Origin of the sequence: Paraburkholderia aromaticivorans, from assembly GCF_002278075.1 — a bacterium.
Taxonomy (GTDB): Bacteria; Pseudomonadota; Gammaproteobacteria; order Burkholderiales; family Burkholderiaceae; genus Paraburkholderia; species Paraburkholderia aromaticivorans.
The window spans coordinates 549,557-570,303 of record NZ_CP022991.1 but is presented as its reverse complement, the minus strand read 5'-3'; the positions used below and the strand labels follow the sequence as shown (position 1 = coordinate 570,303).

Annotated in this window: 20 protein-coding genes and 1 pseudogene; 6 read left to right on the top strand and 15 right to left on the bottom strand. The window is 60.5% G+C overall.

Going from position 1 to position 20,747, the window contains the following annotated elements:
* Nucleotides 1–216: 216 nt before the first annotated feature.
* From CJU94_RS35635 to CJU94_RS35615, 5 genes are all read left to right on the top strand, one after another.
* Nucleotides 217–1,304, top strand: a protein-coding gene (locus CJU94_RS35635) for an IS3 family transposase (protein WP_095423325.1) whose coding sequence is annotated in 2 segments (ribosomal slippage) — nucleotides 217–469 and nucleotides 469–1,304 — 1,089 coding nt in all. Because the reading frame shifts where the segments join, the coding sequence is not laid out codon by codon here.
* A gap of 591 nt (nucleotides 1,305–1,895) precedes the next feature.
* On the top strand, nucleotides 1,896–3,254 hold the full coding sequence (locus CJU94_RS35630) for a M14 family metallopeptidase (RefSeq protein ID WP_095423433.1): 1,359 nt from the start codon (nucleotides 1,896–1,898) through the stop codon (nucleotides 3,252–3,254).
* Between the two features lie 255 nt (nucleotides 3,255–3,509).
* Nucleotides 3,510–4,622, top strand: a complete 1,113-nt coding sequence (locus CJU94_RS35625) for an extracellular catalytic domain type 2 short-chain-length polyhydroxyalkanoate depolymerase (protein ID WP_244221121.1) — start codon at nucleotides 3,510–3,512, stop codon at nucleotides 4,620–4,622.
* 465 nt (nucleotides 4,623–5,087) lie between these two features.
* Nucleotides 5,088–5,273 (top strand): hypothetical protein, encoded by a 186-nt coding sequence (locus CJU94_RS42645; protein WP_425272240.1) that lies wholly within the window; start codon nucleotides 5,088–5,090, stop codon nucleotides 5,271–5,273.
* Between the two features lie 375 nt (nucleotides 5,274–5,648).
* Nucleotides 5,649–6,482, top strand: coding sequence for a hypothetical protein (locus CJU94_RS35615; RefSeq protein ID WP_095423323.1), 834 nt, complete (start codon nucleotides 5,649–5,651; stop codon nucleotides 6,480–6,482).
* A 397-nt stretch (nucleotides 6,483–6,879) separates the two neighbouring features.
* Here CJU94_RS35615 and CJU94_RS35610 read toward each other — a convergent pair whose 3' ends face one another.
* From CJU94_RS35610 to CJU94_RS35565, 10 genes are all read right to left on the bottom strand, one after another.
* Nucleotides 6,880–8,421, bottom strand: coding sequence for an amidase (locus tag CJU94_RS35610; RefSeq protein WP_095423322.1), 1,542 nt, complete (start codon nucleotides 8,419–8,421; stop codon nucleotides 6,880–6,882).
* Between the two features lie 28 nt (nucleotides 8,422–8,449).
* Nucleotides 8,450–9,214, bottom strand: coding sequence for an SDR family NAD(P)-dependent oxidoreductase (locus CJU94_RS35605; RefSeq protein WP_095423321.1), 765 nt, complete (start codon nucleotides 9,212–9,214; stop codon nucleotides 8,450–8,452).
* Nucleotides 9,215–9,272: 58 nt separating this feature from the next.
* Nucleotides 9,273–9,923 (bottom strand): ANTAR domain-containing response regulator, encoded by a 651-nt coding sequence (locus CJU94_RS35600; RefSeq protein ID WP_095423320.1) that lies wholly within the window; start codon nucleotides 9,921–9,923, stop codon nucleotides 9,273–9,275.
* A 1-nt stretch (nucleotide 9,924) separates the two neighbouring features.
* Nucleotides 9,925–11,079: a transporter substrate-binding domain-containing protein gene (locus CJU94_RS35595; RefSeq protein WP_095423431.1), complete on the bottom strand. Its 1,155-nt coding sequence runs from the start codon at nucleotides 11,077–11,079 to the stop codon at nucleotides 9,925–9,927.
* A gap of 80 nt (nucleotides 11,080–11,159) precedes the next feature.
* On the bottom strand, nucleotides 11,160–12,146 hold the full coding sequence (locus CJU94_RS35590) for an acetamidase/formamidase family protein (protein WP_007176236.1): 987 nt from the start codon (nucleotides 12,144–12,146) through the stop codon (nucleotides 11,160–11,162).
* Nucleotides 12,147–12,159: 13 nt separating this feature from the next.
* Nucleotides 12,160–12,867, bottom strand: a complete 708-nt coding sequence (locus CJU94_RS35585) for an ABC transporter ATP-binding protein (RefSeq protein WP_095423319.1) — start codon at nucleotides 12,865–12,867, stop codon at nucleotides 12,160–12,162.
* The gene (locus tag CJU94_RS35580; protein WP_095423318.1) at nucleotides 12,864–13,574 is read right to left on the bottom strand and encodes an ABC transporter ATP-binding protein; all 711 of its coding nucleotides are present in this window, start codon (nucleotides 13,572–13,574) and stop codon (nucleotides 12,864–12,866) included. The genes CJU94_RS35585 and CJU94_RS35580 overlap by 4 nt, the downstream gene beginning before the upstream one ends.
* The gene (locus tag CJU94_RS35575; RefSeq protein ID WP_095423430.1) at nucleotides 13,571–14,632 is read right to left on the bottom strand and encodes an ABC transporter permease subunit; all 1,062 of its coding nucleotides are present in this window, start codon (nucleotides 14,630–14,632) and stop codon (nucleotides 13,571–13,573) included. The genes CJU94_RS35580 and CJU94_RS35575 overlap by 4 nt, the downstream gene beginning before the upstream one ends.
* An 18-nt stretch (nucleotides 14,633–14,650) precedes the next feature.
* Nucleotides 14,651–15,520 (bottom strand): ABC transporter permease subunit, encoded by an 870-nt coding sequence (locus tag CJU94_RS35570; protein WP_095423317.1) that lies wholly within the window; start codon nucleotides 15,518–15,520, stop codon nucleotides 14,651–14,653.
* Between the two features lie 66 nt (nucleotides 15,521–15,586).
* Complete coding sequence (locus CJU94_RS35565) at nucleotides 15,587–16,822, bottom strand: urea ABC transporter substrate-binding protein (RefSeq protein WP_095423316.1); 1,236 nt, start codon at nucleotides 16,820–16,822, stop codon at nucleotides 15,587–15,589.
* A gap of 575 nt (nucleotides 16,823–17,397) precedes the next feature.
* Here CJU94_RS35565 and CJU94_RS35560 point away from each other — a divergent pair.
* Nucleotides 17,398–17,835: a YciI family protein gene (locus CJU94_RS35560; protein WP_095423315.1), complete on the top strand. Its 438-nt coding sequence runs from the start codon at nucleotides 17,398–17,400 to the stop codon at nucleotides 17,833–17,835.
* A 164-nt stretch (nucleotides 17,836–17,999) separates the two neighbouring features.
* Here CJU94_RS35560 and CJU94_RS42060 read toward each other — a convergent pair.
* The 5 genes and pseudogenes from CJU94_RS42060 to CJU94_RS35535 all read right to left on the bottom strand — a co-directional run.
* Nucleotides 18,000–18,150: pseudogene (locus tag CJU94_RS42060) on the bottom strand (MFS transporter); the annotation flags it as partial.
* On the bottom strand, nucleotides 18,147–18,476 hold the full coding sequence (locus CJU94_RS35555) for a hypothetical protein (protein WP_095423314.1): 330 nt from the start codon (nucleotides 18,474–18,476) through the stop codon (nucleotides 18,147–18,149). The pseudogene CJU94_RS42060 and the gene CJU94_RS35555, both read right to left, overlap by 4 nt.
* Nucleotides 18,477–18,478: 2 nt before the next feature.
* Nucleotides 18,479–19,042: an isochorismatase family protein gene (locus CJU94_RS35550; protein WP_095423313.1), complete on the bottom strand. Its 564-nt coding sequence runs from the start codon at nucleotides 19,040–19,042 to the stop codon at nucleotides 18,479–18,481.
* A 27-nt stretch (nucleotides 19,043–19,069) separates the two neighbouring features.
* On the bottom strand, nucleotides 19,070–19,522 hold the full coding sequence (locus tag CJU94_RS35545) for a MarR family winged helix-turn-helix transcriptional regulator (RefSeq protein ID WP_095423312.1): 453 nt from the start codon (nucleotides 19,520–19,522) through the stop codon (nucleotides 19,070–19,072).
* A gap of 758 nt (nucleotides 19,523–20,280) precedes the next feature.
* Nucleotides 20,281–20,589 (bottom strand): hypothetical protein, encoded by a 309-nt coding sequence (locus CJU94_RS35535; protein ID WP_095423310.1) that lies wholly within the window; start codon nucleotides 20,587–20,589, stop codon nucleotides 20,281–20,283.
* Nucleotides 20,590–20,747 lie beyond the last annotated feature (158 nt).

The window sequence follows — 20,747 nt, the reverse complement described above, 5'->3', positions numbered from 1 at the left end:
GGATGCACGGCTGTGCAGTGCGCGCACCGCCATCGTGCGTCTCGACGGCAAGGCGCTGCATTCCGACCCTGCAAGGCCAGTGACCACTCAAGCGAAGCCGCAAACAGTAGATCCACAACGCAGACCTTGATTGTGAAAAGAGAGGGTAGTCCCCCCGAGAATTAACGGGTGTTCAAGGTAGAATTTTCTAGCAGCGGGATCGACAGGGAATTTTGCATGAAGACGTCCAGATTCACGGAAAGCCAGATCATCGGGATTTTGAAGCAGGCCGAAGCCGGAACAGCCGTTCCGGAGTTGTGCCGTGAGCACGGGATGAGCAGCGCGAGCTTCTACAAATGGCGCTCGAAATACGGCGGTATGGACGCTGCGCTGATGAGCCGGATGAAGGAGCTTGAGACGGAAAACGCCAGGCTCAAGAAGATGTACGCCGAAGAGCGACTCAAGGCCGAGGTGGTGCGCGAGGCGCTTGAAAAAAAGTGGTGAGGCCATCTCGCCGCCGCGAGATGGCCATGCGTGCAGTCAGGGACCGGGCGATGAGTGTACGGGCGGCCTGTGAAGCGTTTGGTGTAAGCGAGACTTGCTACCGCTACGAGCCGAAGCGCCGCGCAGAAAACAGCGTGATCGCCGAGTGGCTTGTGAAACTCACCCACAATCAGCGCAACTGGGGCTTTGGCCTGTGCTTCCTTTACCTGCGCAACGTCAAGGGCTTCGCCTGGAATCACAAACGTGTTTATCGCATCTATCGCGAGCTCGAACTGAATCTGCGGATCAAGCCGCGCAAACGGCTGGTGCGTGAGCAGCCTGAACCGCTGGCTGTGCCGCAGGCACTGAACGAGTGTTGGTCAATGGATTTCATGCACGACCAGCTTGCCGATGGCCGTAGCATCCGACTGTTCAACGTGATCGACGACTTCAACCGGGAAGGCCTGTGCATCGAGGTGGACTTCTCATTGCCGGCACTACGCGTAATACGCTCCCTCGATCAGGTCATCGAATGGCGCGGCAAACCGTCGAAGATCCGTTGCGACAACGGGCCGGAATATGTCAGTGATGCGCTCAGGGACTGGGCCGTTCGACACTGCATCGTTCTGCAGTTTATCCAGCCCGGCAAGCCGCAACAGAACGCGTATATTGAGCGTTACAACAAAACGGTTCGATACGACTGGCTCGCCCATTACCTCTTCGAGACGGTGAGCGAAGTTCAGGAGTATGCAACGAAGTGGCTGTGGTCATACAATCACGAGCGGCCGAACACCGCCATTGGCGGCGTGCCGCCGAAACAGAAGTTGCCCATCGCGGCATGACCTCTACTTCTGAGCCCCGTTAAAAACGGGGAGACTGCCGTAGAGACCGGCGCCGGATACTACCTCGTGCATCCGCCGCGCAATGAATATCGAGAAAAGTTGAAGCCGCTTCTGAAGTGGTTACTCGCCAGCGTTGCAGCGTGAGAGGCAAGCGGGCAGTCTGGAATGTCAAAGCTTCAAGTCTGGTTTATCTGAGCGATTGACACACGTCCACGGGCGGGAGGTATTTTCGAACTTTACCATGCGCTCTCGGCGCTGACTCTTCATTCGGTGCAGCAGCCCCAGGCAGGTATACCTGATCCCGTCTCGCGGCGACATTCCGCGGTCCTGACCGGTGAGGCAGCCTGATGGCGCCATGCGCACCCAGTTCACTCCCCGCGCCCGTACCATCAAGATCCAAGGACCCGATGCTGCGCGGACGTCTCATCAGTGGCGGGGTTCAACACTGGCCCTGCCGAAGACCCAACGTTTTCTATCAGCTCCATCAGCCACTGGCGAGTCCCGGACGACGGCCAGCCTTTCAGGTTTGAAATGGCTGCCGCTCTACCCGTCTTTCATGGCGTAGGCAGTGAACTCCGGTGGAGAATGGACATGTCGATTCATCATACGAGAATTACCGGCAGCGATTATGCCGCCATGGCCGACCTGGTCAAAAAGTACAAAGTCACGGTCGCCCGTCACACGGTGGAGAAAGTACGCGACGGGTACCGGGTCGATGCGCACGCGAGCGACGCACAAATTCAAGCGCTTGAGGCAGCCGGCTACACGGTGGAGCATCTTGAGGATGCTGAAGCTGAGGGCAAAGCGCGACAGCGGGAGATGCGCGACAACGCAGGAGCCGCCTTATCGGTCGCAACGGCCACCGGATACCTCGACGTGTCTCACGTCGAAGCGGCGCTCGCCACCGAAGCCGCTGCTCCAAACGACCGGTTCACTACGTTGATCAGGTTGCCGAACGAGACATGGGAGCAACGCGCCTGTCACGCACTCAAAATTGGCAATGGAAGTGGCCCGGGGCGCACCGGAATCTATCTCCTTGGAGGCGTTCACGCGCGCGAGTGGGGCAGCCCGGACATTCTCATCAACTTCATACAACAGCTAACCAACGCATATCGGGCCAACACGGATATCACCATTGGCAATAGAACTTTTACCGCTGCACAGATCAAATCCATCGTGGATACGAAGGATATTTACGTCTTTCCGCAAGCCAATCCGGACGGACGGCACTACAGCATGACGACAGAACCGATGTGGCGCAAGAACCGTCGGCCGGCGCCGGCTGGGCATACTCAATCGCAATGCGTCGGGGTGGACGTCAACCGGAATTACGATTTTCTGTGGAATTTCCCGAAATACTTCGATGCGAACTCTCCCGTTCAGAACTCCACCGATCCGTGCGATCACGATGTGTACATCGGTCCAGCGGCAGCTTCAGAGCCAGAGACAAAAAATGTCGTGTGGATGTTCGACACGTTTCCGCATATTCGCTATTTCGTCGACCTACATAGCTACTCCGAAGACATTCTTTACAACTGGGGCGACGACAACGATCAAAGCACTGATCCGCAGATGAATTTTCAGAATCCTGCATACGACGGAAAGCGCGGCATTGCCGACGATAAGGCTTATCGTGAATACATTGCGGCTGAGGACAAGAAACTTGCCGTCGGACTGGCAAACGAGATGCGTGACGCGATCAAGGCGTCGCGTGGCAGAGTCTACAAGACCGAACAGTCAATGAGCCTCTACCCGACAGCCGGCACATCGGACGACTACGCCTTCAGCCGTCACATCACGGACGCTAAAAGAGCAAAGGTTTTCTCCTACACGATTGAGTGGGGCAGCCCGAAAAACCCTACACCGTTTCATCCGCCCTACCCGGAGATGAAGCAGATCATCGACGAGATCACCTCGGGACTGCTTGCCTTTTGCATTTCTGCGAATTGACGATCTCAGTAGCTATCCTTATCAGATAACTTTATCGGCTGCGACAGTGATGCTCGAACCATGGCATGTGGCGAGCCGTTCCTGGAGAACGGCACTATGACATGCCGCGTTCAACATTAAACCACTCATCATCCGCGGCCAATTCTTCCGGGCGCACGCCTGAGTGCCGCCGGATTCATTCGAGTTGTCCACGTATTAGTTGGGATTTTTTCGCAATGCTTCTGCAAGCAACGCAACCCATCGTGAGGCAAGCCGATGAAAGTCATCCCGTCTATCCGTGCCGTCACGCTGTGGGCATTTTCGGTTAACTGCTTCTCGGACCCGGTCACTTACCCGCCGCTACCGGCGCTGAACATCGACATCAGCCAGACGTCGGTCTCGGGAATTTCGTCGGGCGGTTTCATGGCGGTGCAACTGGCGGTGGCGTATTCGTCCATCATCAAGGGCGTAGGCGTCGTCGCGGCCGGCCCCTATTACTGCTCACAGAACAACGTGCTGATCGCGACAACAAAGTGCTCATGCACCATCCAGCCTGCAAGCTTATGCCAGGTCTCGCAGACCAGCACCGACTTGCCGACGCTCGTAGCGTTCACGAAGACATCGTCGGCGAATCACCTCATCGACGATGCCGCTAACATCGCGCGCCAGCGCCTCGTCACCCTCTCCGGCGCGGACGACACCACCGTGCCACGGCCGGTGGTCACGCAGTTGCAGGCCTACTATTCGGCACTCGGCGTACCGGCGCAAAGCGCGTCGACAATCGAACTGAGCGACGCGGGCCATACCATGCCGACCATCAACTACGGCGTGGCATGCTCGAAGACCGAGTCGCCGTTCATCGGCAAGTGCAATGTGGATGGCGCAAAGGCGATACTCGGCTGGATCTATGGTCCCGCCCCGCTCGCGCCACCCGCAACGACAACCGCGCAAAAAGGCCGCTATCTGCGCTTCGATCAGAACCGCTATCTGCCAACCGACCGTCCTTCGAGTTTCACGTGGACCACGGGCATGGACAGCAGCGGCTGGCTCTATGTGCCGCGCGCCTGCGATGCCGGCGCGCCCTGCCGTCTGCACATCGCGCTGCACGGGTGCGAGCAGGGCCAGGACTATTTGCCGATCGATTCGCCGCCGGGCGGCGGTCTCCTCTTCGGCACGACGTTCGTTCGGCATGCGGGCTATACGCAGTGGGCGGACAGCAACCAGATCGTCGTGCTATTTCCGCAGGCGCTGTCGATTCCCGGTTTGAACCCGAATGGATGCTGGGACTGGTGGGGCTACACGGGCAGTCACTTCGCCGACCATCAAGGCGTTCAGATGCGCGCGATTCGCAACATGATCGATCGGCTGACTTCGGGCGCGAGTCATTGATCGACCGGGCACGCGAAGCAACGGTGAATCCAGGCGAGACACCCGAGGAAACGCCGTACCGTCTTTCGTGCGGCGGCGACGGCCGTCTCCGCACGGCTGATAAGCCCCGCTCATGCAACGACCGCCGGCAAGGCGTTCGGCAGTCGCGGCTTGCCGGCGATGCGCGGGCCGGCGCAAAAGTCCTTTTTCGGGACGGCACCTTGAACTGGTGCGCAGGGGCGCGAAAGGGCCGACGACTCTACCGTCGCAGATACGATCGCCGCCTACCACACCACCCTCGCGGCGACTATCAAGAATGGCAATCAGACCTGGCTCCGCTATAACTACGGCGGCTACGGCGAGCACAATGACGGGAGCAACGTCGACGGCCCCGGTGTCGGCCGCGCGTGGCCGATCTTTACCGCCGGGCATGTCGGCGTCACGATCAGCGTCAACGCAAAGACGCAGCCCGGGCAGTGCCTGTACATGACGGGTAGCACTGACGCCCTCGGCGACTGGAATATGAAACAACACAGTCAAATCTACTGGCGAGCGGCAGCGTCCAATACAACTACTCCCGCAAAAACGCGGGCAGCTGCGCGACGTAAGAGAACTTGCCGGGCAACGGCAATCGTACGCTCAATGTGCCGCCTTCGGGCAGCACTGCGTTGAACGATACAGTGGGCTGGAGGACGCGGCAAGAAGGATTCTCCGGGCCTTCGCGCTCGGGGTTCAAAACGGGAATGGCCTTCGACAGCCACCCCAAACAGCGCGACCTGTCCCATTCAAAATCCACAGCCCGCGCCGTCTTGTTTAAAGGAGTGCGGCACCCTTCTGCACTGGCCGTGCGGCAGCCCGCATGACGCAATCCATCCGTCACTGACTCGCTGCGAGACAACCGTCGCAGAGAGTATTCGCCTGCGGTATATCGTAGACAGACCCCCAACCCATCATGCTGGAGGTATCCAACTCGTTCGTGCCGCACAGCGGGAGCATCCCGCCGTGGCGCCGTGTGCTTGTCGTAACGTTGATGAACAGGAGGCACTTATGTTGGCAACAAAAGTTGGACTCGTCGATGCGACGGGCGAGGTGGATTCACAAACGATGGCGGCGGTGGCCGCGGCCATCAACGTCCAGGTGACGAGGGACTTGCCGCAATACTGGTCGGTGAAAGCGACAGTCTCGTATCTCACCGACCCTAAAAAAATCCCGCAGGGCGTGTGGCCGGTTCAGCTCGTCAAGTCCCTGCCGCCAGGCGAGGGAGGCTTTCATATGACACATCATAACCAGCCCTACGCGAAAGTGATCGTCACCCCGAACAGTGAAGAATGGGCAGTCGACGCAAGCCATGAAATCATAGAAATGCTGATCGACCCGAACGGCAACCGGCTCCAAACCTCGACCTCGATCGGGATCGTGAACGGCCGCATCCAGGACGGCACAGGCCGCTTCGAATACCTGATCGAGGCCTGTGACCCGTGCGAAGCCGATCCTTACACCTATACGATCGACGGAATATCGGTGTCCGATTTCATCACCCCTCACTTCTACGACCCGCAGGTCACCGCCGATGCGCGCTACAGCTTCACGGGCGCGATCAAAAAACCGCGCGAGATCTTGCCTGGCGGGTATATCAGTTGGATCGACCCGAGTACTGACATGATGCAGCAGATTCTCTGGGTCGACCCGAACAAGCCACCGGTTCAGCGCAATCTCGGACCCGCATCGAGCGGCAGTCTGCGTCTTTTTGTCGAATCAAAGACGTTCCATCTCTCACGTCAAGACCGGAAGCCGGCGACGGAAGAAACAAAGGCGAAGAGGTCAGCCTATCGCGAAGCGTTGGCCGCAGCGGCCGCGACGCGTGCCCAATACTATAAATGAGGGTGCTCCGGCCTGACGACGATGAAGCCTTGTGACGCAGGCGCCTGGTGGTGAAGAAGAATCCAGCGAAGCATGCATCAGCAACATGGCTGCATGTCACGACGGTGCGGTGGTCACCGTCGATCTTTTAGTAATGCAGAGAAGGCGCTGTGGACTGTGTGTTACCCACCACCAGCAAAAACATAGCCATCAAGATTAGCTATAGACTCGGCCGAGCTGTGGATGACGGTTTGACCCCCACCGAAGCGCCTGCAACGGTATCGCACCTGCTGTACTTAACTCGATGGCCAAACGCGTTCCCGGCTGTGCCGGTGGTTAAGGCTTTATTCGAGAGTCGTGCGGAATAGCGGGCCGCTCTCAAAGCGGTGACCCGAGCCCACCGGCCCGGCACCCACGCTCAAGACAACCGCCCTATGGTGTCACCCCCCACCCCCACCTCGTAAGAATAAGCAAACCCTAACAACGCCCCCTCATCCCATTGCCTCCCCACAAAAATCAGCCCAAACGGCGCCCCAGACGCATAGAACCCCGCAGGCACCGCAATCCCCGGCAAGCCCGCAATATTGATCTCGCCCACCGTCGTCTCCTGAATGACATCCTGACCGTGAAGCGCAGGAAGCTCGCCTCGCATCTGCGGAAACACCAGTGCATCGAGCCGTTGCGCATCCATCACCGCATTGAAAATCCGCAGATAGCGCGCCTTCACTTCGACGAATTCAGACATCTCCGGCGGCGCCGACGGATCAGCCAGCGCGGCAGTGAAATCCGCGAGACTATGCAAATAGCGCAGTATCCCCTGCGCCCCAAAAGGATCGTCATCCTTCGTCGCCGCAGCGAATTCCGCGAAGGTCTTCAGCGACGCATGCTTGCCGAGCCGCTGAAGATACTTCTCCAGATCGTACGGAATCGATTCCAGACCGCGCGCATCGAAATGCGCTAGCGGCGGCGTCGGCTTCCTCAGTTCGGCGAACCCGGAGCCCGCGAACGGATCGTCAACGAGAATCGCACCCAGACCAGCCAGTTCGCCCTTGACCCGCTCATACAGTACAGCAGCTTCGTCGGACAAAGGCTGATTGCGCCAGCCCGGCCCATACAGACCGATGCGCTTGCCGTTCAACGCCTTCGAGTCCAACGCCGCGGTATAACCACCTTCCGGTTGCCGGCCGACGCTCGCGAGCGTCTTCGGGTCTTCGCTCGAATAGCCCGCGAGCACGTCGAGGCACAGCGCGGCGTCCCTCACGTTTCGTGCAATGGGCCCCACCACATCGCGGTTACCCGACAGCGGCACCACGCCCGCATTCGGCACCAGCCCGATAGTCGGTTTGATCCCGACGAGGTTCTGCGCCGACGCGGGGTTCTGAATCGATCCGCCGGTCTCTTCCGCGAGACCGAGTACAGCCATGCACGACGCAACCGCCGATGCCGTCCCCGCACTGCTGCCGCCCGGCACCCGATCGGGCATCACTACATTGATCGTGGGGCCGGCCCAGCTATCGTTCGCATGCGAGCCGGTGTGGCTCAGGATCGGCACGTTCGTCTTGCCGAGCAGGATCGCACCCGCGCGGCGCATCCTCGCGACGACCGGCGCATCACGCTCGGGCATCAGGTCGACGCCGCCTTTCTTGCTGTACAACTTCGCCCATCCTGCGGTAGTCGGAAAGCCGACCATGTCCATAGGATCCTTGATGACGACCGGCACCCCTGCAAGCGGACCCAGCGGTTCGCCGGCAGCGCGCCGCTCGTCGATCTTGCGCGCGTCGTCGATGGCCGCCGGGTTCAGGAAGATCACTGCGTTGTACTTCCCGTTGTCGCGCTCGATCCTGTCGAAACAGGCGCGCGCCAGTTGCTCGGCCGTGAACGTGCCGGCCTTGAAACCCGCCTGCACGGCCTCGACCGTCAGGGCGTCCAGATCGATACCAATCGCACTGCCTCGTTCCATTCCATGCTCCTGTTGAGTTGACCGTGTGTCAGAGCTGCACGCCGCGCGTGAGTGCTCCATCGACGACGAAGTTCGTGCCGCTCACAAAGCTCGCCGCCGGACTCGCGATGAACGCCACCGCGTTAGCGATTTCCTGCGGGCGCCCCATGCGCCCAGTCGGATTCAATGCGAGTGCGCGTTCGAATAGTGCTGCATCGTTATGCTCGATCCAGTCCCACACGCCGCCCTCGAAATACACATTGCCCGGCGACACCGTGTTCGCGCGAATACCCTTCGACGCGAGCTGATTCGCGAGCCCCTGTATGTAATGAACGAGCGCGGCCTTGAACACACCATAAGGACCCGCGGCGAAATCGATCTCGCGTCCCGAGACGCTCGATATCGCGACGATCGAGGCGGCCCGGCTCGCTTCGAGATACGGCATCGCCGCATCGACGAGATTGACGGTGCCGAGCAGATCGGTTTCGAATTCCTTGCGCCACGATTGAATGTCGTTGCCGATCGCGAGCGCACTCACATTCGCCACGATGATGTCGAGGCCGCCCCACGCCGAGGCGGTACGCTCGACCCACGCTTTCAGCGCGGCGCCATCCGATACATCGACTGCCGCGCCCGATGCTCGCGCGCCGCTCAGTTCGGCGAGCGCGCTTACGGTCGCGTCGACGACAGCCTGATCGCGTGCGCAAATGGCGACCTCCGCACCTTCCGCTGCGAGCGTCCGCGCAATGGCAAGTCCGATGCCCTTGGTGCCGCCGGTCACGATCGCCTTCAAACCCTTCAGTTGCAGATCCATGTTCTAAGCTCCTGTGCAGGTGTTTGCATGTCCGTTAATCGATCGAGCGAGGGCGCGCTCACTCTTTATCGCGCCCCTCGCCTGACGTCATGCCGCGAGAAATCTGCAGCACTTCGCCTGCCTGAATGACGGAGTGACAGATATCGTCGATAGTTATGCGCTTCTCCATCGCCTGCGCACGCAGCATGTCGTACGCCTCGCGTTCGCTCACGCGATGCATGGTCATCAGAATTTTTTTCGCTTCCTGCAAATGCCGGCTGTCGAGCAGCTTTTGTTCCAATTTGGCGATACGCTGCGCGTGCTGGCGCGAACGCTTTGCGTGATACAGCGCCATCACCACGGTGGACAGCAACCCCGATGCGCGCACCGGCGTCGTCACGATGCCGTCCGCTCCGAGCTTGATCGCCTGATCGATAAAGGTCGGATTCTCGTAGGCGACCACGCAAATAACGGGCGGTGCATCCGGTCCCGACCATTCGCCCTTCGGCGCGCGCTCGTCAGGCCGCAATGCACGGAACACCAGGTCGACACGCTCCGGCAGGGTCTCCACGGGCGGCCAGCATCGCTCGACCTGAAAGCCCATGCGCCGAAGGTGGTTCGTGAGCGTCACCCCGTCGTCGTCGTCGGGATGAAAAACGACCACGCGCGCATTGCGCTCGAGGATCGAACTCGTGAGGCTCCGTTGGCCTCTGTCCGGGCGCGCGCTCACGTCAGTAGTCCCGCGTGCTCAATTTCGTGACCCAGTCCCCGAGCGTCTGACGCGTCATGTAGGGATCCGGGCCGACGGCGAACTTCGACTCGCGCAGGATAGTGAACTGGCCGTCGGCATTGACGCGGCCAATGCGCGGATAGAGGGCCATGTGGTGATTGACCGGATCGATGCGCACCCGGCCTTGCGGCGCGGTGAACTCCGAGCCGAGCAGATGCGGCATGATGGTGCCGAGTTCATCCGAGCCGGCACGCGCGAACGCTTCCGCGAACATATGCATTTGATAGTAGGCGGCTTCCCAGTTCATGTCGGTTGGCGTGTTCGCGCCGAAACGCGCCTGATGATGTCGCACGGCGCGATGATTCTCCGGCGTATCGATGCTCTGAAAATAAGGCGCGGCCGTAAAATGCCCTGTCGCGACGCCGCGTTCCATCGCGTGAATCTCTGTCTCGGACGTGTTGAGGCTGCCGATCGGCATGCTGGCCGGATCGAAGTCCGCGCGCGCGTAGGCATCGTAGAGATAGGGCACCGTCTCTCCGATCACTGTGCAGAAGATCCAGTCCGGCGACTTGCGCCCGATATCCGCGACCACCTGGTCGAACTGGTCGCGCGTGGCATCGAGCGACAAATAGCGCTCACCCAGGATCGCGCCTTCGGGATGCTGAAGCAGTAGCTCCTGCATCGTCCGGTTGCATTCGTACGGATAGACATAGCTCGAACCGACAAAGTACACGCGCGCGCCGAACGTCTCCGTCATGAAGTCGGCGAGTTGCACACCGTTCTGGTTAGGCGACGCGCCGCTATAGATGATGTTGTCCGAATACTCGAAGCCTTCGTACATCTGCGCGTAGATCAGCAGCCGGTTGTGCTTCTCGACGACGGGCAGCATCGCCTTGCGGCTGGTCGACGTATAGCCGCCGAAAATGGTATTGACGCCGTCCCTCACGATAAGCCGCTCCGCCAGCTCGCGAAACGCGGCCGGATCGGAGCCGGGATCGTAATGAAGCGCGACGAGTTCGCGTCCGCCTATGCCGCCGCGCGCGTTGATCTCCTCGACGGCGAGGCATGCGCCGCGCCATTGAGACTGTTCGAGCAACGCGGTCGAACCGGTCGTCGAGCTAAGCAGGCCCACACGGATGGGATCGGATAATGCCATTTCTTCACGTGCTCTCGGATGCGCGCGGAGCATAGGCTCCGCGCTTTGGTCGTCTTACTTCGATTTTCTCTGATGATGCGTTACTTCAGGTAGTGCTTGGCGACCATTGCGCCCACCGTATATTTCGGGTCGACAAAATTACCGAGACGTACCTTGCCGACCTGACTCAGCATCATGTACGCATCCCACTTGTCAAAGCCATACTCGGCAGCCATCCACAACACGAGTTCGCGATAGGCGATGCGCGTCGCGTCCTCCAGCGGCCGCGCGCTGCCGATGCTCATCAGCGCGTCTTCGTTCTCCAGACGCGGCCAGTCGATCTGCCACTTCTTGATAAGATCCACGCGCACGGTCGTCGTGCTCTGATACTCGACGGCCGTGCCGCACACTTCGCCGTCGCCCTGACAGGCGTGCGCATCGCCGATGAAAAGCCGCCCGCCCGGCGAGCGTACCGGCAAATACGTGATGCTGCCCGGCCCCATGTCAGGGACGTCCATATTGCCACCGTGATTGTCGGGCGTGAGCGAATTGATCGAATCGATTTCGGGAGAAAGGCTCAGCGTGCCGATATGCGGTTTGTACGGCAGCGTATTGCGTTTGCTCCAGTACACGTTCTCTTCGTCGATCTTTATCTTGCGTACGATTTCAGGCAACGGCTCGTTGAGCAGCGCAGTGTAGTCCGTGCCGGTCAGCCCGCCGAAGTTCGGAATCATGCAGCAGAAGCCGTGCGGATCGTCGCCGCGCGGCGCCATCTTCTCGATATATACCGCAACCACGTCGCCCTTCTCGGCGCCTTCGATCATGATCGGCCCATTCTGCGGATTGAGAAAAGGCACCTGCAGCACCTGCGACGGTTTGTCGGTCTCCTCCCTGATCTTGCCTTCGAAGGCGTCGCGCGTTTCCACCACCACGCGATCCCCCGGCTTGACGTGCAGAACAGGCTGCGAATAAGGGCCGATCGTGTAGTGATAGGTCTTCTGCATCTCCTCGGTGAGATGGTGCTCCACCGGCTCGCGATCGGCGCCGACACCGCGCTTCATCATGATCGATTCTTCAAGCCATTTCATGTTCCGCTCTCCGTCACAGTGCCAGATACTGGCGAATCAGTTGTTCGTCGCCGAGTTGCTCGGGGCTCAATGTCTCGACGATACGGCCCTTGTCCATCACACAGCAGCGATTCGCGATACGCTCGACCATGCCCATATCCTGCTCGACCAGCACCACGCCGATACCCGTGTCCTGCGCGATATGCTGCAGCGTGTCGCCGATCAGATCGACGATAGACGGTTGAATGCCTTCGGAAGGCTCGTCGAGCAACAGCACCTTCGGCGCGCTGATCAGCGCGCGGGCAATCGCCAATTGCTGCTGTTCTCCCCCGCTCATGGTTCCCGCTTTCTGCGTATAGCGTTTCTTCAGAATCGGAAAATAGCCGACGACTTTCTCCTTCATGTCCGCGGCGCGCGCCCGATTCGCCTGCGCGCCGACCTGCAGATTCTCGGCAACGGTCAGCGCGCCGAAGATCTCGCGCCCCTGCGGCACATAGCCCATGCCGCTCTGCGCCCGAGCGTACGGCTTGTCCTGGCCGATCGCATTGCCTTCGAGTCTGATTTCGCCGGCATCGAGCCTGACAAGACCAATCAGCGCGCGCATCAGCGTCGTCTTGCCGACCCCGTTGCGCCCGATCAGGGCCAGCACCTCGCCGCGCCTGACGCCGAACGACACGCCGTTGAGCACGCGGCCGCCGCCATATCCCGCTTCAACGTTCGACACCTCCAGCAACGCGCTCATTTCTTCTTCCCCAGATAGACTTCCGCGACGTCGTCGCGCGCGAGGATCTCGTCGAGCGGCCCGTCGGCGAGCAGACTGCCGCCGTGCAGCACCGTGACGCGCGAGGCGATCTGCTTGACAAAGGTCATGTCGTGCTCGACCACCATCATCGTGAGTCCATCTGCCGACAGTCGCTTGATGAGTTCGCCGGTCGCATGCGTCTCCTCCACGGACATGCCGGCCACAGGTTCATCGAGAAACAGCAGCTTCGGGCGCAACGACACGGCCATCGCGATTTCGAGCCATTGCTTCTTGCCGTGCGACAGGTTGCGTGCGAGCACATGCCCTTCATTCTCCAGCATGAAGCGCCGCAGCAGTTCGTCGAGACTTTCGGGCCGGTCGTCCTTCGCGCGATGCAGCGACAGTTGCAAATGCTGACGCACGCTCAGATCGGGAAACACGCCGGGGATCTGGAACTTGATACTCATGCCCATCCGGATGCGCTCGTGCGGAAGCACATGGCTCATGTCCTTGCCGAGAAACAGCACGCTGCCTTCGGAAGGACGATGCTCGCCCGTGATGAGCTTGAAGAACGTGCTTTTGCCCGCGCCGTTCGGCCCGATCACGCAGCGAATCTCGTTCGCCTCGATACTGAAGTCGATTCCGTTGATCACATGCGCGCCGCCAAAATGCTTCTTGAGCCCGCGCGTTTCGAGCAGCGTGGTCATGACTTGCCCTCCTCTCGCTTCAGACATGCGCCGGCGTGACGTGAACCACCGCCCGTGCGGCTCGACAGACGCCGCAGATTCCGCGCGACGAACGGCAGCAAACCTTCGGGCGCGGCCAGCACGACAATCAGCAGAATCGCACCGAGCAGGATCAGCGCGTACTGGCTGCCGTACACCGCGAGATTCTGCGAGAGCCACACGAGAAAAGCGGTGCCGATGATCGTTCCACCGATGCTCTTTCTTCCCGACGTTGCGACCCAGATCACCGGCATCGCGGCAGCGGTGAGGCCCATTGTCGACGGCGTGATGTAGGAGCCCCAGATCGTGTACAACGCACCCGACAATCCGCCCAGCGTGCAGCCGAGCACGAACACCATCAGTTGATGACGGCGGATGTCGACGCCTAGCATCTCCGCCCGCTGCGGATTCTCCCGGATAGCGATGAGGGTCAAACCGAAGGTGCCGTCGAGCAGCCTGCGCATGATCGCGTAGACCGCGATCAACAGAAGCAGCACGAGGTAGTAGAAGCTCACGTTCTCCAGCGTGAGCGGCCCGCCCGGCCACGGAATGGTCAATTGCGGCATGCCGCCCATACCGTTGTAGCCGTTCAGCCGCGCCTCGCCGATCGCCCACTGCGGCCCTGCTGTCTGCGACATGAAGGTTTCGAGCACGAGCGTCACCGACAATGTGACGATGCCGATGAACACGCCCTTGATGCGTCCATAGAAGATCATGTAGCCGATCAGCGCCGCGACGACGATGCTCACCACGATGCCCGCGCCGAGCCCGAGCCACGACTCGAACCACGTGTCGCCATAGTTGAGCGTGAAGATACCGTAGGTGTAGCCCGAAAGCCCGAAGAACGCGGTCTGCCCGAACGACAGGATGCCGCCGTAGCCCCACATCGCGGCAAGCCCGAGCGCGCTGAACGCCCACAGCAGACAGTAGGCGAGATTGCCGCTGGTGTTCGCATCGACCACGAGCGGCAGACATAGCGCCACGAGCCACGGCACAGTATGCAACGCGCGCGTTGCGGCTTGGGTCGAAGGCCCTTTCATTTGCTTCACGTCTGCCTCCTAGCGCAAGCGGGTGAAGAGATTGCCGAGACCTTGCGGCATCAACCGGATCACGACGATGACGGTCACCAGCAGACCGATCTGTCCGAACAGCTGCCCATAGGACGCCGTCAGCGCGGTCTGGATGATCGCGAGCACACCGGCTGCCGGTGTCGTGCCGGCGATCACGTTGGCACCACCGACCACTACCGAGACGAAGGCCTGCACGATGAAGTTGCTGCCCATTGTCGGCACCGCCGTCATGGTCGGCGCATAGAGCGCGCCGGTGAGGCCCGCGAGCCCCGCGCCCAGCGCGAAGGTCAGCGTATAGAGCCGGTCGGTGCGCAGGCCGAGACATTGCGCGATATTCGCGTTCTGGATCGTGGCGCGCGCGCAGACGCCGTAATTGGTTTTGAAGAACAGCAGGTAGAGGCCGAACAGGATTGCAAGCGCGATACCGGGCAGCACGGCGCGATACGTCGAGAACGAATACTCGCCGAGCGAAAACGAGCCGAACGGTGTGCCTATCCCTTCGATCGACGGACCGGCGACGAGCAGCATGGTCTGTTGCACGATCAGGCTGATTGCCCATGTTGCCACGACGGAGTCGAACAGACGGTCATAGAGATGGCGAATCACCAGCCGTTCGATGATGACGCCCGCGAGCGCCGCCGCGAGCGCGCCGAACAGCATCGCGAGCGGCAGCGGCGCGCCGTGCTTCGCCGTGATGATGGTCACGTAGGCGCCGCACATGATGAACTCGCCATGCGCGAGGTTGATGACACCCATCATGCCGAAAATCACCGCGAGACCAAGCGCCGCGAGCACCAGATACGCGAAGTTGTCGCCGAACTGATAGATGAGCGAATAGAGAACCGATAGAGTGGCCATGCGTGCTCCACGTTCAGGAGGCCGGCGCGCGTGAGCATGCTGCATTGCCCGCGCGCCGGCTTCGGATCAGGACTTCTTGGGCAGGTTCGACGGCGTGTACTGACGATGATCCGGCCGGTTCGGCAGATCGCAGCCGACCTTGCCGAGCCAGTAGGGCTGCACGTCGTCCCAGACCTTCGGAATCTCAACCGAGTGATCCTCCTTCACGTGCACCAGATAAATCGTGTGACTCGCGTGATGGCTCTTTGGATCGATGCAGACCTTGCCTTGCGCGCCGGTCGTGCAGATGTCGCCGCTTTCGAGCGCTTTGCGCACCGCGTCCTGATTCGTCGACTTCGCTTTTTCGACCGCGGCCTTGTAAAGATAGAGGGCGTCGTAGGCGTTCGCGGCTTCCTGGTTGATGTACGGCTCATTCGGAAACTTCGCGTGGAAGCGCTTCTTGAAGTCGTTGCTGGCGGGTGAATCGACCTCTTCGACGTAGTTCGCCGTCACGTACATGTCCTTGAGTGCAGGCGGTTTGAAGCGCTTGTGCTCATAGGCCTGACCGACGTTCACCGAACTCGCCATCGGCAGATTCAGATGCGCCGACGCCTGCTGCTCGTAGTACGAAGACTGATTCGCGCCGACCAGCAGCGTGACGACGAAGTCGGGCTTCGCCTTCTGGATGTTCTGAATGGTCTGGCCGAACTGCGATACCGACAGCGGAATGAATTCCTCGCCGACCATCGTGCCGCCGTTCTCCTTGACGATGTTGCGTACCCACTCCGCCGAAATCTGCCCGAAGTTGTAATCGGCCGCGATGGTGTACACCTTCTTGCCGTACTTCTGCATCATCCACGGAATGAGCGTCGAAAATTGCTGCTCGGGCACCGCGCCGGTAACGAAGGTGTTCGAGTCGCAGACGCCGCCCTCATACTGATTGTCGTACCAGTAGAGTTGATGCGCGCGGTCCATGATCGGGCGGATCGCTTCGCGCGATGCGCTGGAGAACGCGCCGAAAATCACATCCGGCTTGTCGGTCTGCACGAGCCGCCGGGCCAATTCCTGAAACTTGGTGTTGTCCGACTGTGTGTCGTAGGCGATCAGCTTCACCGGGCGGCCGAGAATGCCGCCCTTCGCGTTGATCTCGTCGACGGCGAGTTCCGTGGCGTGAATCTTGGGAATCGTGGCCAGTGCGAAATTCCCCGAGGCGTCTTCGAGCAAGCCGATCTTCACGGGATCGGCGGCGCTCGATGCGAGCGAAGTCAGTGCGAGTCCTGCGGTAAGGGCGAGACGCATCCAGCCCGACGGCTTCAGCAACATGCGGGTTCTCCAGAGGTGGGCGCCAGACGTGAGCGCTAGAACAGGGAAAAAACGTGCAAAAAAAAAGCCCCCTGACGAACGGCGAGTTCGTCAGGGGGCTTCTGTGCCGGGTCCTCGGGCGGACATCTTTGTCGGGCCTCGAAGGAGTGACTTGAGTCTAAAACGCCATATTTTTGTTTGTCAACTGTGGTCAAAAATTTTTGGAGTGCTTCGCGAGGGTGGGCTGGGGGGAGGTTCAAATCGATACCGTGTTCTCCGATTGGTGAGGCGTGGCGAGTCCGCAGCGTTCTCAGAGTGACCGTTATTAAATGATGCTGTTACGGATGGCGCCGCCTACTTCATCATTCATTCGCTGACAGCGGTTGCGAACATCTGCAGTCGACGTCGACGAATGGGTGCTTTCGTTTGGGTTGGTTCGACGCCTGGCGTGAGCGCACGACGACGCGTGCGGGCAGGCATTCGTCATCGGCATGCTGGGCTGCCGTACGAATCGTCGAAATCGGCCGCAACGTGTCGATTCGACAACCCTTCGTTCGTCGTGGTCCTGAAGCACCACTCAACCCAGGAGAACGACAATGCGATTCATCATTACGGCCCAGGCAAGCGAAGACCATTCGGAGCCGGATGCCGGCGGCGGTTTGGACGAGGGTCTTCTCACGGCATACATGAGGTTCAACGAAGAGATGTACCGGGCCGGCGTCCTGGTGGCTTCCGAAGGCTTGAACCCAGCAGCGCCCGGAGCGCGAATTGCAGTTAGCAAGGGGAAGCGCTACATCGTCGATGGCCCGTTTGCCGAGTCCAAGGAACTGGTCGGTGGCTTTTACATCATCGAAGTTGGATCGCTTGAGGAGGCGATTTCCTGGGCATTGCGCGCGCCATCCGGTCTCGGCGCGGACGATGTACTGGAGGTGCGCCAACTCACCGGAGCGGGCGACCTCCCGCCAGATGTGCTCGACATCATCCGGACAGCGGCGCCGACCTGGAGCGAGTCGGTTTGGCAGGCGCGGAAGTAAAGGCCGCATACGGAACCGCCGGGTTCCCATCTAGCCGGGCGCCCGAGCCGCCGTCCGCAGGCAGATCACCGTCCGCGGCTCAGGGCACTGCGCGAGGAATCCATAGGTGTATGTGTCGACGCGCGGGTGCAAACCTTAGCCTCGATCGGCAATGGCCGCCCGTCATTGTGATGGGTAAGTCGGGTCAGCACGAGCCAGTCCTGAGCCGTGCGTGGTCATCCACGTGCCCGCGTTGCAAACCAGTACGCCGCCCGCCCAAATGCCGTCGATGAGGTGTTTCAGCGAACGGAAGACGCCCGTTGCCGGAGCGCTCACGAATGCCCCGGCGTATTGCCGCCGTGGAAACGGCCGAAATGTCGTGCCGAGGGCAGGCTCAGTGCGAGGACGCCGAGCCCAAGCGCGACGCCGTCACTCGTGTTCCTTAGGTCGAAATCACCCACGTGGCAGAGCAGTACGTAGCCGACGACCAGATTGAGAAAGCCCCAGAGTACGTTCACGGTCGATGAGGACAGGCCTTGCCCCGACGGTGTCGCGAATGGACTTTGGAACGGTTTTCCCATCACACCGCTGACGAAGTGCGGCACGGCGTTCGTGAGAAAGGCGCCGCCGAAGAACCAGGACACGAGATGAAGCCATTCCATGCTTAGGCACTCCTCGTTGCCAGTAGATCGATGATGTCTTGAGCCGTGCCAGTTTCGCCCAGCTTCGGGAAGACGTTCTTGATGCTGTAGTCGTGGGCCTCGGGACGCGCGTCAGTCATGGCGTCGAGGGCCAAGGTGACATTGAAGCCATGCTCATACGCCTGGCGTGCGGTCGACTCGACGCCAGTTCCGGTGGCGACACCGGTGACGACGACCTGGGTGACGCCCATTGCCTTCAGCCGGTTCTCGAGGTCGGTGCTGGCGAACGCACCCCAGGTTCGCTTCGTCACAACGATGTCACCGGGCTGCTGATCGAGCTCGGGGATGAAGTCGGTCCACCCAGCCGGAAACGGTTCGCTGTGGCGCTGCCGTTCAGTGCGGCCGGGTGCTACGCCGGCAACATTGACGAGAACGACCGGCAGGCCGCGTTCGCGAAACGCATCGAGCAGCGCGCGCGAGCGATTCACGATCCCGTCAATGGGATGAATGAAGGGGGAGCCGACGATGCCTTTTTGCAGATCAACGATGATGAGTGCGGTGTTCGGATCGAGCGTGGTGAGCGCCATGTCATTTCCTGAAGGGGCTGGGATGGCTCAGAAGTCCGCGAGTCGCTGCAGTAGTTGCACAGCGGCCGCGAGTTCGTCTTGTTCCTGAGGGGACAGTTGAGCCTGCAGGGCACGGACCAGCCAGTCGTCTTTGGCAGCCCGGCTCGCCTTGAGGGTTTTGCGGAAAGCGGGGGTCAAGGCGATCAGGGTCTGCCGACCATCGGTCGGGTCGGGTTCGCCACTGATGGCCCCCGTCGCCTCCAGACCGGCCACCGTGATGCGCATGGACTGCGGGCGCACGCTCTCTGCCCGGGCGAGAACGGAGACGGTTGCGGGGCCGTCACGATCCAGTCGCAGTAGAACGGACTTCTGGGCAGATGTGAAGTCGCCCGGATGCGCTTGCTCTCGCACCCGTCGAATCAGTTTGCCCAGGGAAATGCGCAGCTCACCAGCCAGGGCGGCCAGCTTGGGAGTTTCGGACGTGCGTGATTGTTTAACCATGAGCCGACAGTAGCATATATACAGCTAATCTGTACAGATTAACTGTATATATGCTACCAAGCATGCTCATATTCTTCGTGTTGGCGGTCACGAGCAAGCCAATCTTCTTCAGCGCCGGGTCAGCATCCTCCAATTTCCATATTCTTCAGAACGCCTGCGAGGCCGCGGACGCCGTGTCGATCGCGCAAGAGGCGTCCCTGTCTGCGGTCTTAGCGGGCGTCCCCACGTCCGATGTTGAACGGCAGGGCGCACGAGCGGTAGGCTCGGGTCGATCGGACCCGGCAGTTGTCGCGCTCAGTCCAGCCAATTGAGTCAGTCCGGCGAGTGTTTCGACCGTCCGCTTTGCAACAGACGTGAGCCCATCGGCGGGTTACCGCCAGCCCTGTGCTCGCCAGGAGAAAAGTTGGTCAACGGCAATCCGCCGTTTTAGCGCTATTGACGAAAGGAAGGTGACCGCAAGGCGTTACAACGTCGTGAGGTATGGCAGGGTTGCATAGTGTGACTTGCAAAAAGCCAACACCCGCGCTCCGGGTCCGCCCATTTCCTAGTGTGGGAGACCATGCGCCCGACGGCCTTTTCTATCGCATAGTAGCCGGATTCAGTGTGGTGCGAACCGCTGTCAGGAAGAGCTTTGGGAGAAACAAAAAGCCGCTGACCTCGCGGACAGCGGCCTTGCTTACAACGGCTGGTGACTGAGGGCGCTTCTTCGCTTTGTGCCTGCGCTTTGTGCTTGGCGCCCGGTGCGTTATTAAGCGCCGTTATTTACCGGCTGGCGACGCTGTGCTCGGGGTTGCCAACGTGTTGTTGACCCCGTAGGCGCTGGAATTGGACGCCGAGCTGGTGTTCGTGGTTTGCTGCAGGCCCGAGTTCGCCGACCCGGCGCTCATGCCACTGTCCGAACTGGTGGCGCCAGGCGTGCCGTAGCCGCTCGTTGCATTGGCCGGCGATACGGCGGCGGGCGACACTACGCTCGGCGTTGCCAGCGTGTTGTTGCTTTGCGCATAAGCCCCGCCCGACAGCGTGAGTGCGGCGACAGCCGCGATTAATGTACTGGTTGCCTTGTTCATGACTTGTGCCTCCTGAATTGGACTGGAATTTGATGTAAATGCAGGCACTCAACAGTCTAGGAAAGCGTTCGCTAATAATTGAGCGCATTGTTCGCAAGGACTCATTTCGCTTTTCGGAATGGTGTCTAATGGGCTTTGCTCCCAGATCTGAAGCTCGC

Coding starts and splice junctions, on each gene's coding strand:
- CJU94_RS35630 (WP_095423433.1), top strand. CDS start 1,896: ATGTCGATTCATCATACGAGAATTACCGGCAGCGATTATGCCGCCATG.
- CJU94_RS35625 (WP_244221121.1), top strand. CDS start 3,510: ATGAAAGTCATCCCGTCTATCCGTGCCGTCACGCTGTGGGCATTTTCG.
- CJU94_RS42645 (WP_425272240.1), top strand. CDS start 5,088: ATGACGGGTAGCACTGACGCCCTCGGCGACTGGAATATGAAACAACAC.
- CJU94_RS35615 (WP_095423323.1), top strand. CDS start 5,649: ATGTTGGCAACAAAAGTTGGACTCGTCGATGCGACGGGCGAGGTGGAT.
- CJU94_RS35610 (WP_095423322.1), bottom strand. CDS start 8,421: ATGGAACGAGGCAGTGCGATTGGTATCGATCTGGACGCCCTGACGGTC.
- CJU94_RS35605 (WP_095423321.1), bottom strand. CDS start 9,214: ATGGATCTGCAACTGAAGGGTTTGAAGGCGATCGTGACCGGCGGCACC.
- CJU94_RS35595 (WP_095423431.1), bottom strand. CDS start 11,079: ATGGCATTATCCGATCCCATCCGTGTGGGCCTGCTTAGCTCGACGACC.
- CJU94_RS35590 (WP_007176236.1), bottom strand. CDS start 12,146: ATGAAATGGCTTGAAGAATCGATCATGATGAAGCGCGGTGTCGGCGCC.
- CJU94_RS35585 (WP_095423319.1), bottom strand. CDS start 12,867: ATGAGCGCGTTGCTGGAGGTGTCGAACGTTGAAGCGGGATATGGCGGC.
- CJU94_RS35580 (WP_095423318.1), bottom strand. CDS start 13,574: ATGACCACGCTGCTCGAAACGCGCGGGCTCAAGAAGCATTTTGGCGGC.
- CJU94_RS35575 (WP_095423430.1), bottom strand. CDS start 14,632: ATGAAAGGGCCTTCGACCCAAGCCGCAACGCGCGCGTTGCATACTGTG.
- CJU94_RS35570 (WP_095423317.1), bottom strand. CDS start 15,520: ATGGCCACTCTATCGGTTCTCTATTCGCTCATCTATCAGTTCGGCGAC.
- CJU94_RS35565 (WP_095423316.1), bottom strand. CDS start 16,822: ATGTTGCTGAAGCCGTCGGGCTGGATGCGTCTCGCCCTTACCGCAGGA.
- CJU94_RS35560 (WP_095423315.1), top strand. CDS start 17,398: ATGCGATTCATCATTACGGCCCAGGCAAGCGAAGACCATTCGGAGCCG.
- CJU94_RS35555 (WP_095423314.1), bottom strand. CDS start 18,476: ATGGAATGGCTTCATCTCGTGTCCTGGTTCTTCGGCGGCGCCTTTCTC.
- CJU94_RS35550 (WP_095423313.1), bottom strand. CDS start 19,042: ATGGCGCTCACCACGCTCGATCCGAACACCGCACTCATCATCGTTGAT.
- CJU94_RS35545 (WP_095423312.1), bottom strand. CDS start 19,522: ATGGTTAAACAATCACGCACGTCCGAAACTCCCAAGCTGGCCGCCCTG.
- CJU94_RS35535 (WP_095423310.1), bottom strand. CDS start 20,589: ATGAACAAGGCAACCAGTACATTAATCGCGGCTGTCGCCGCACTCACG.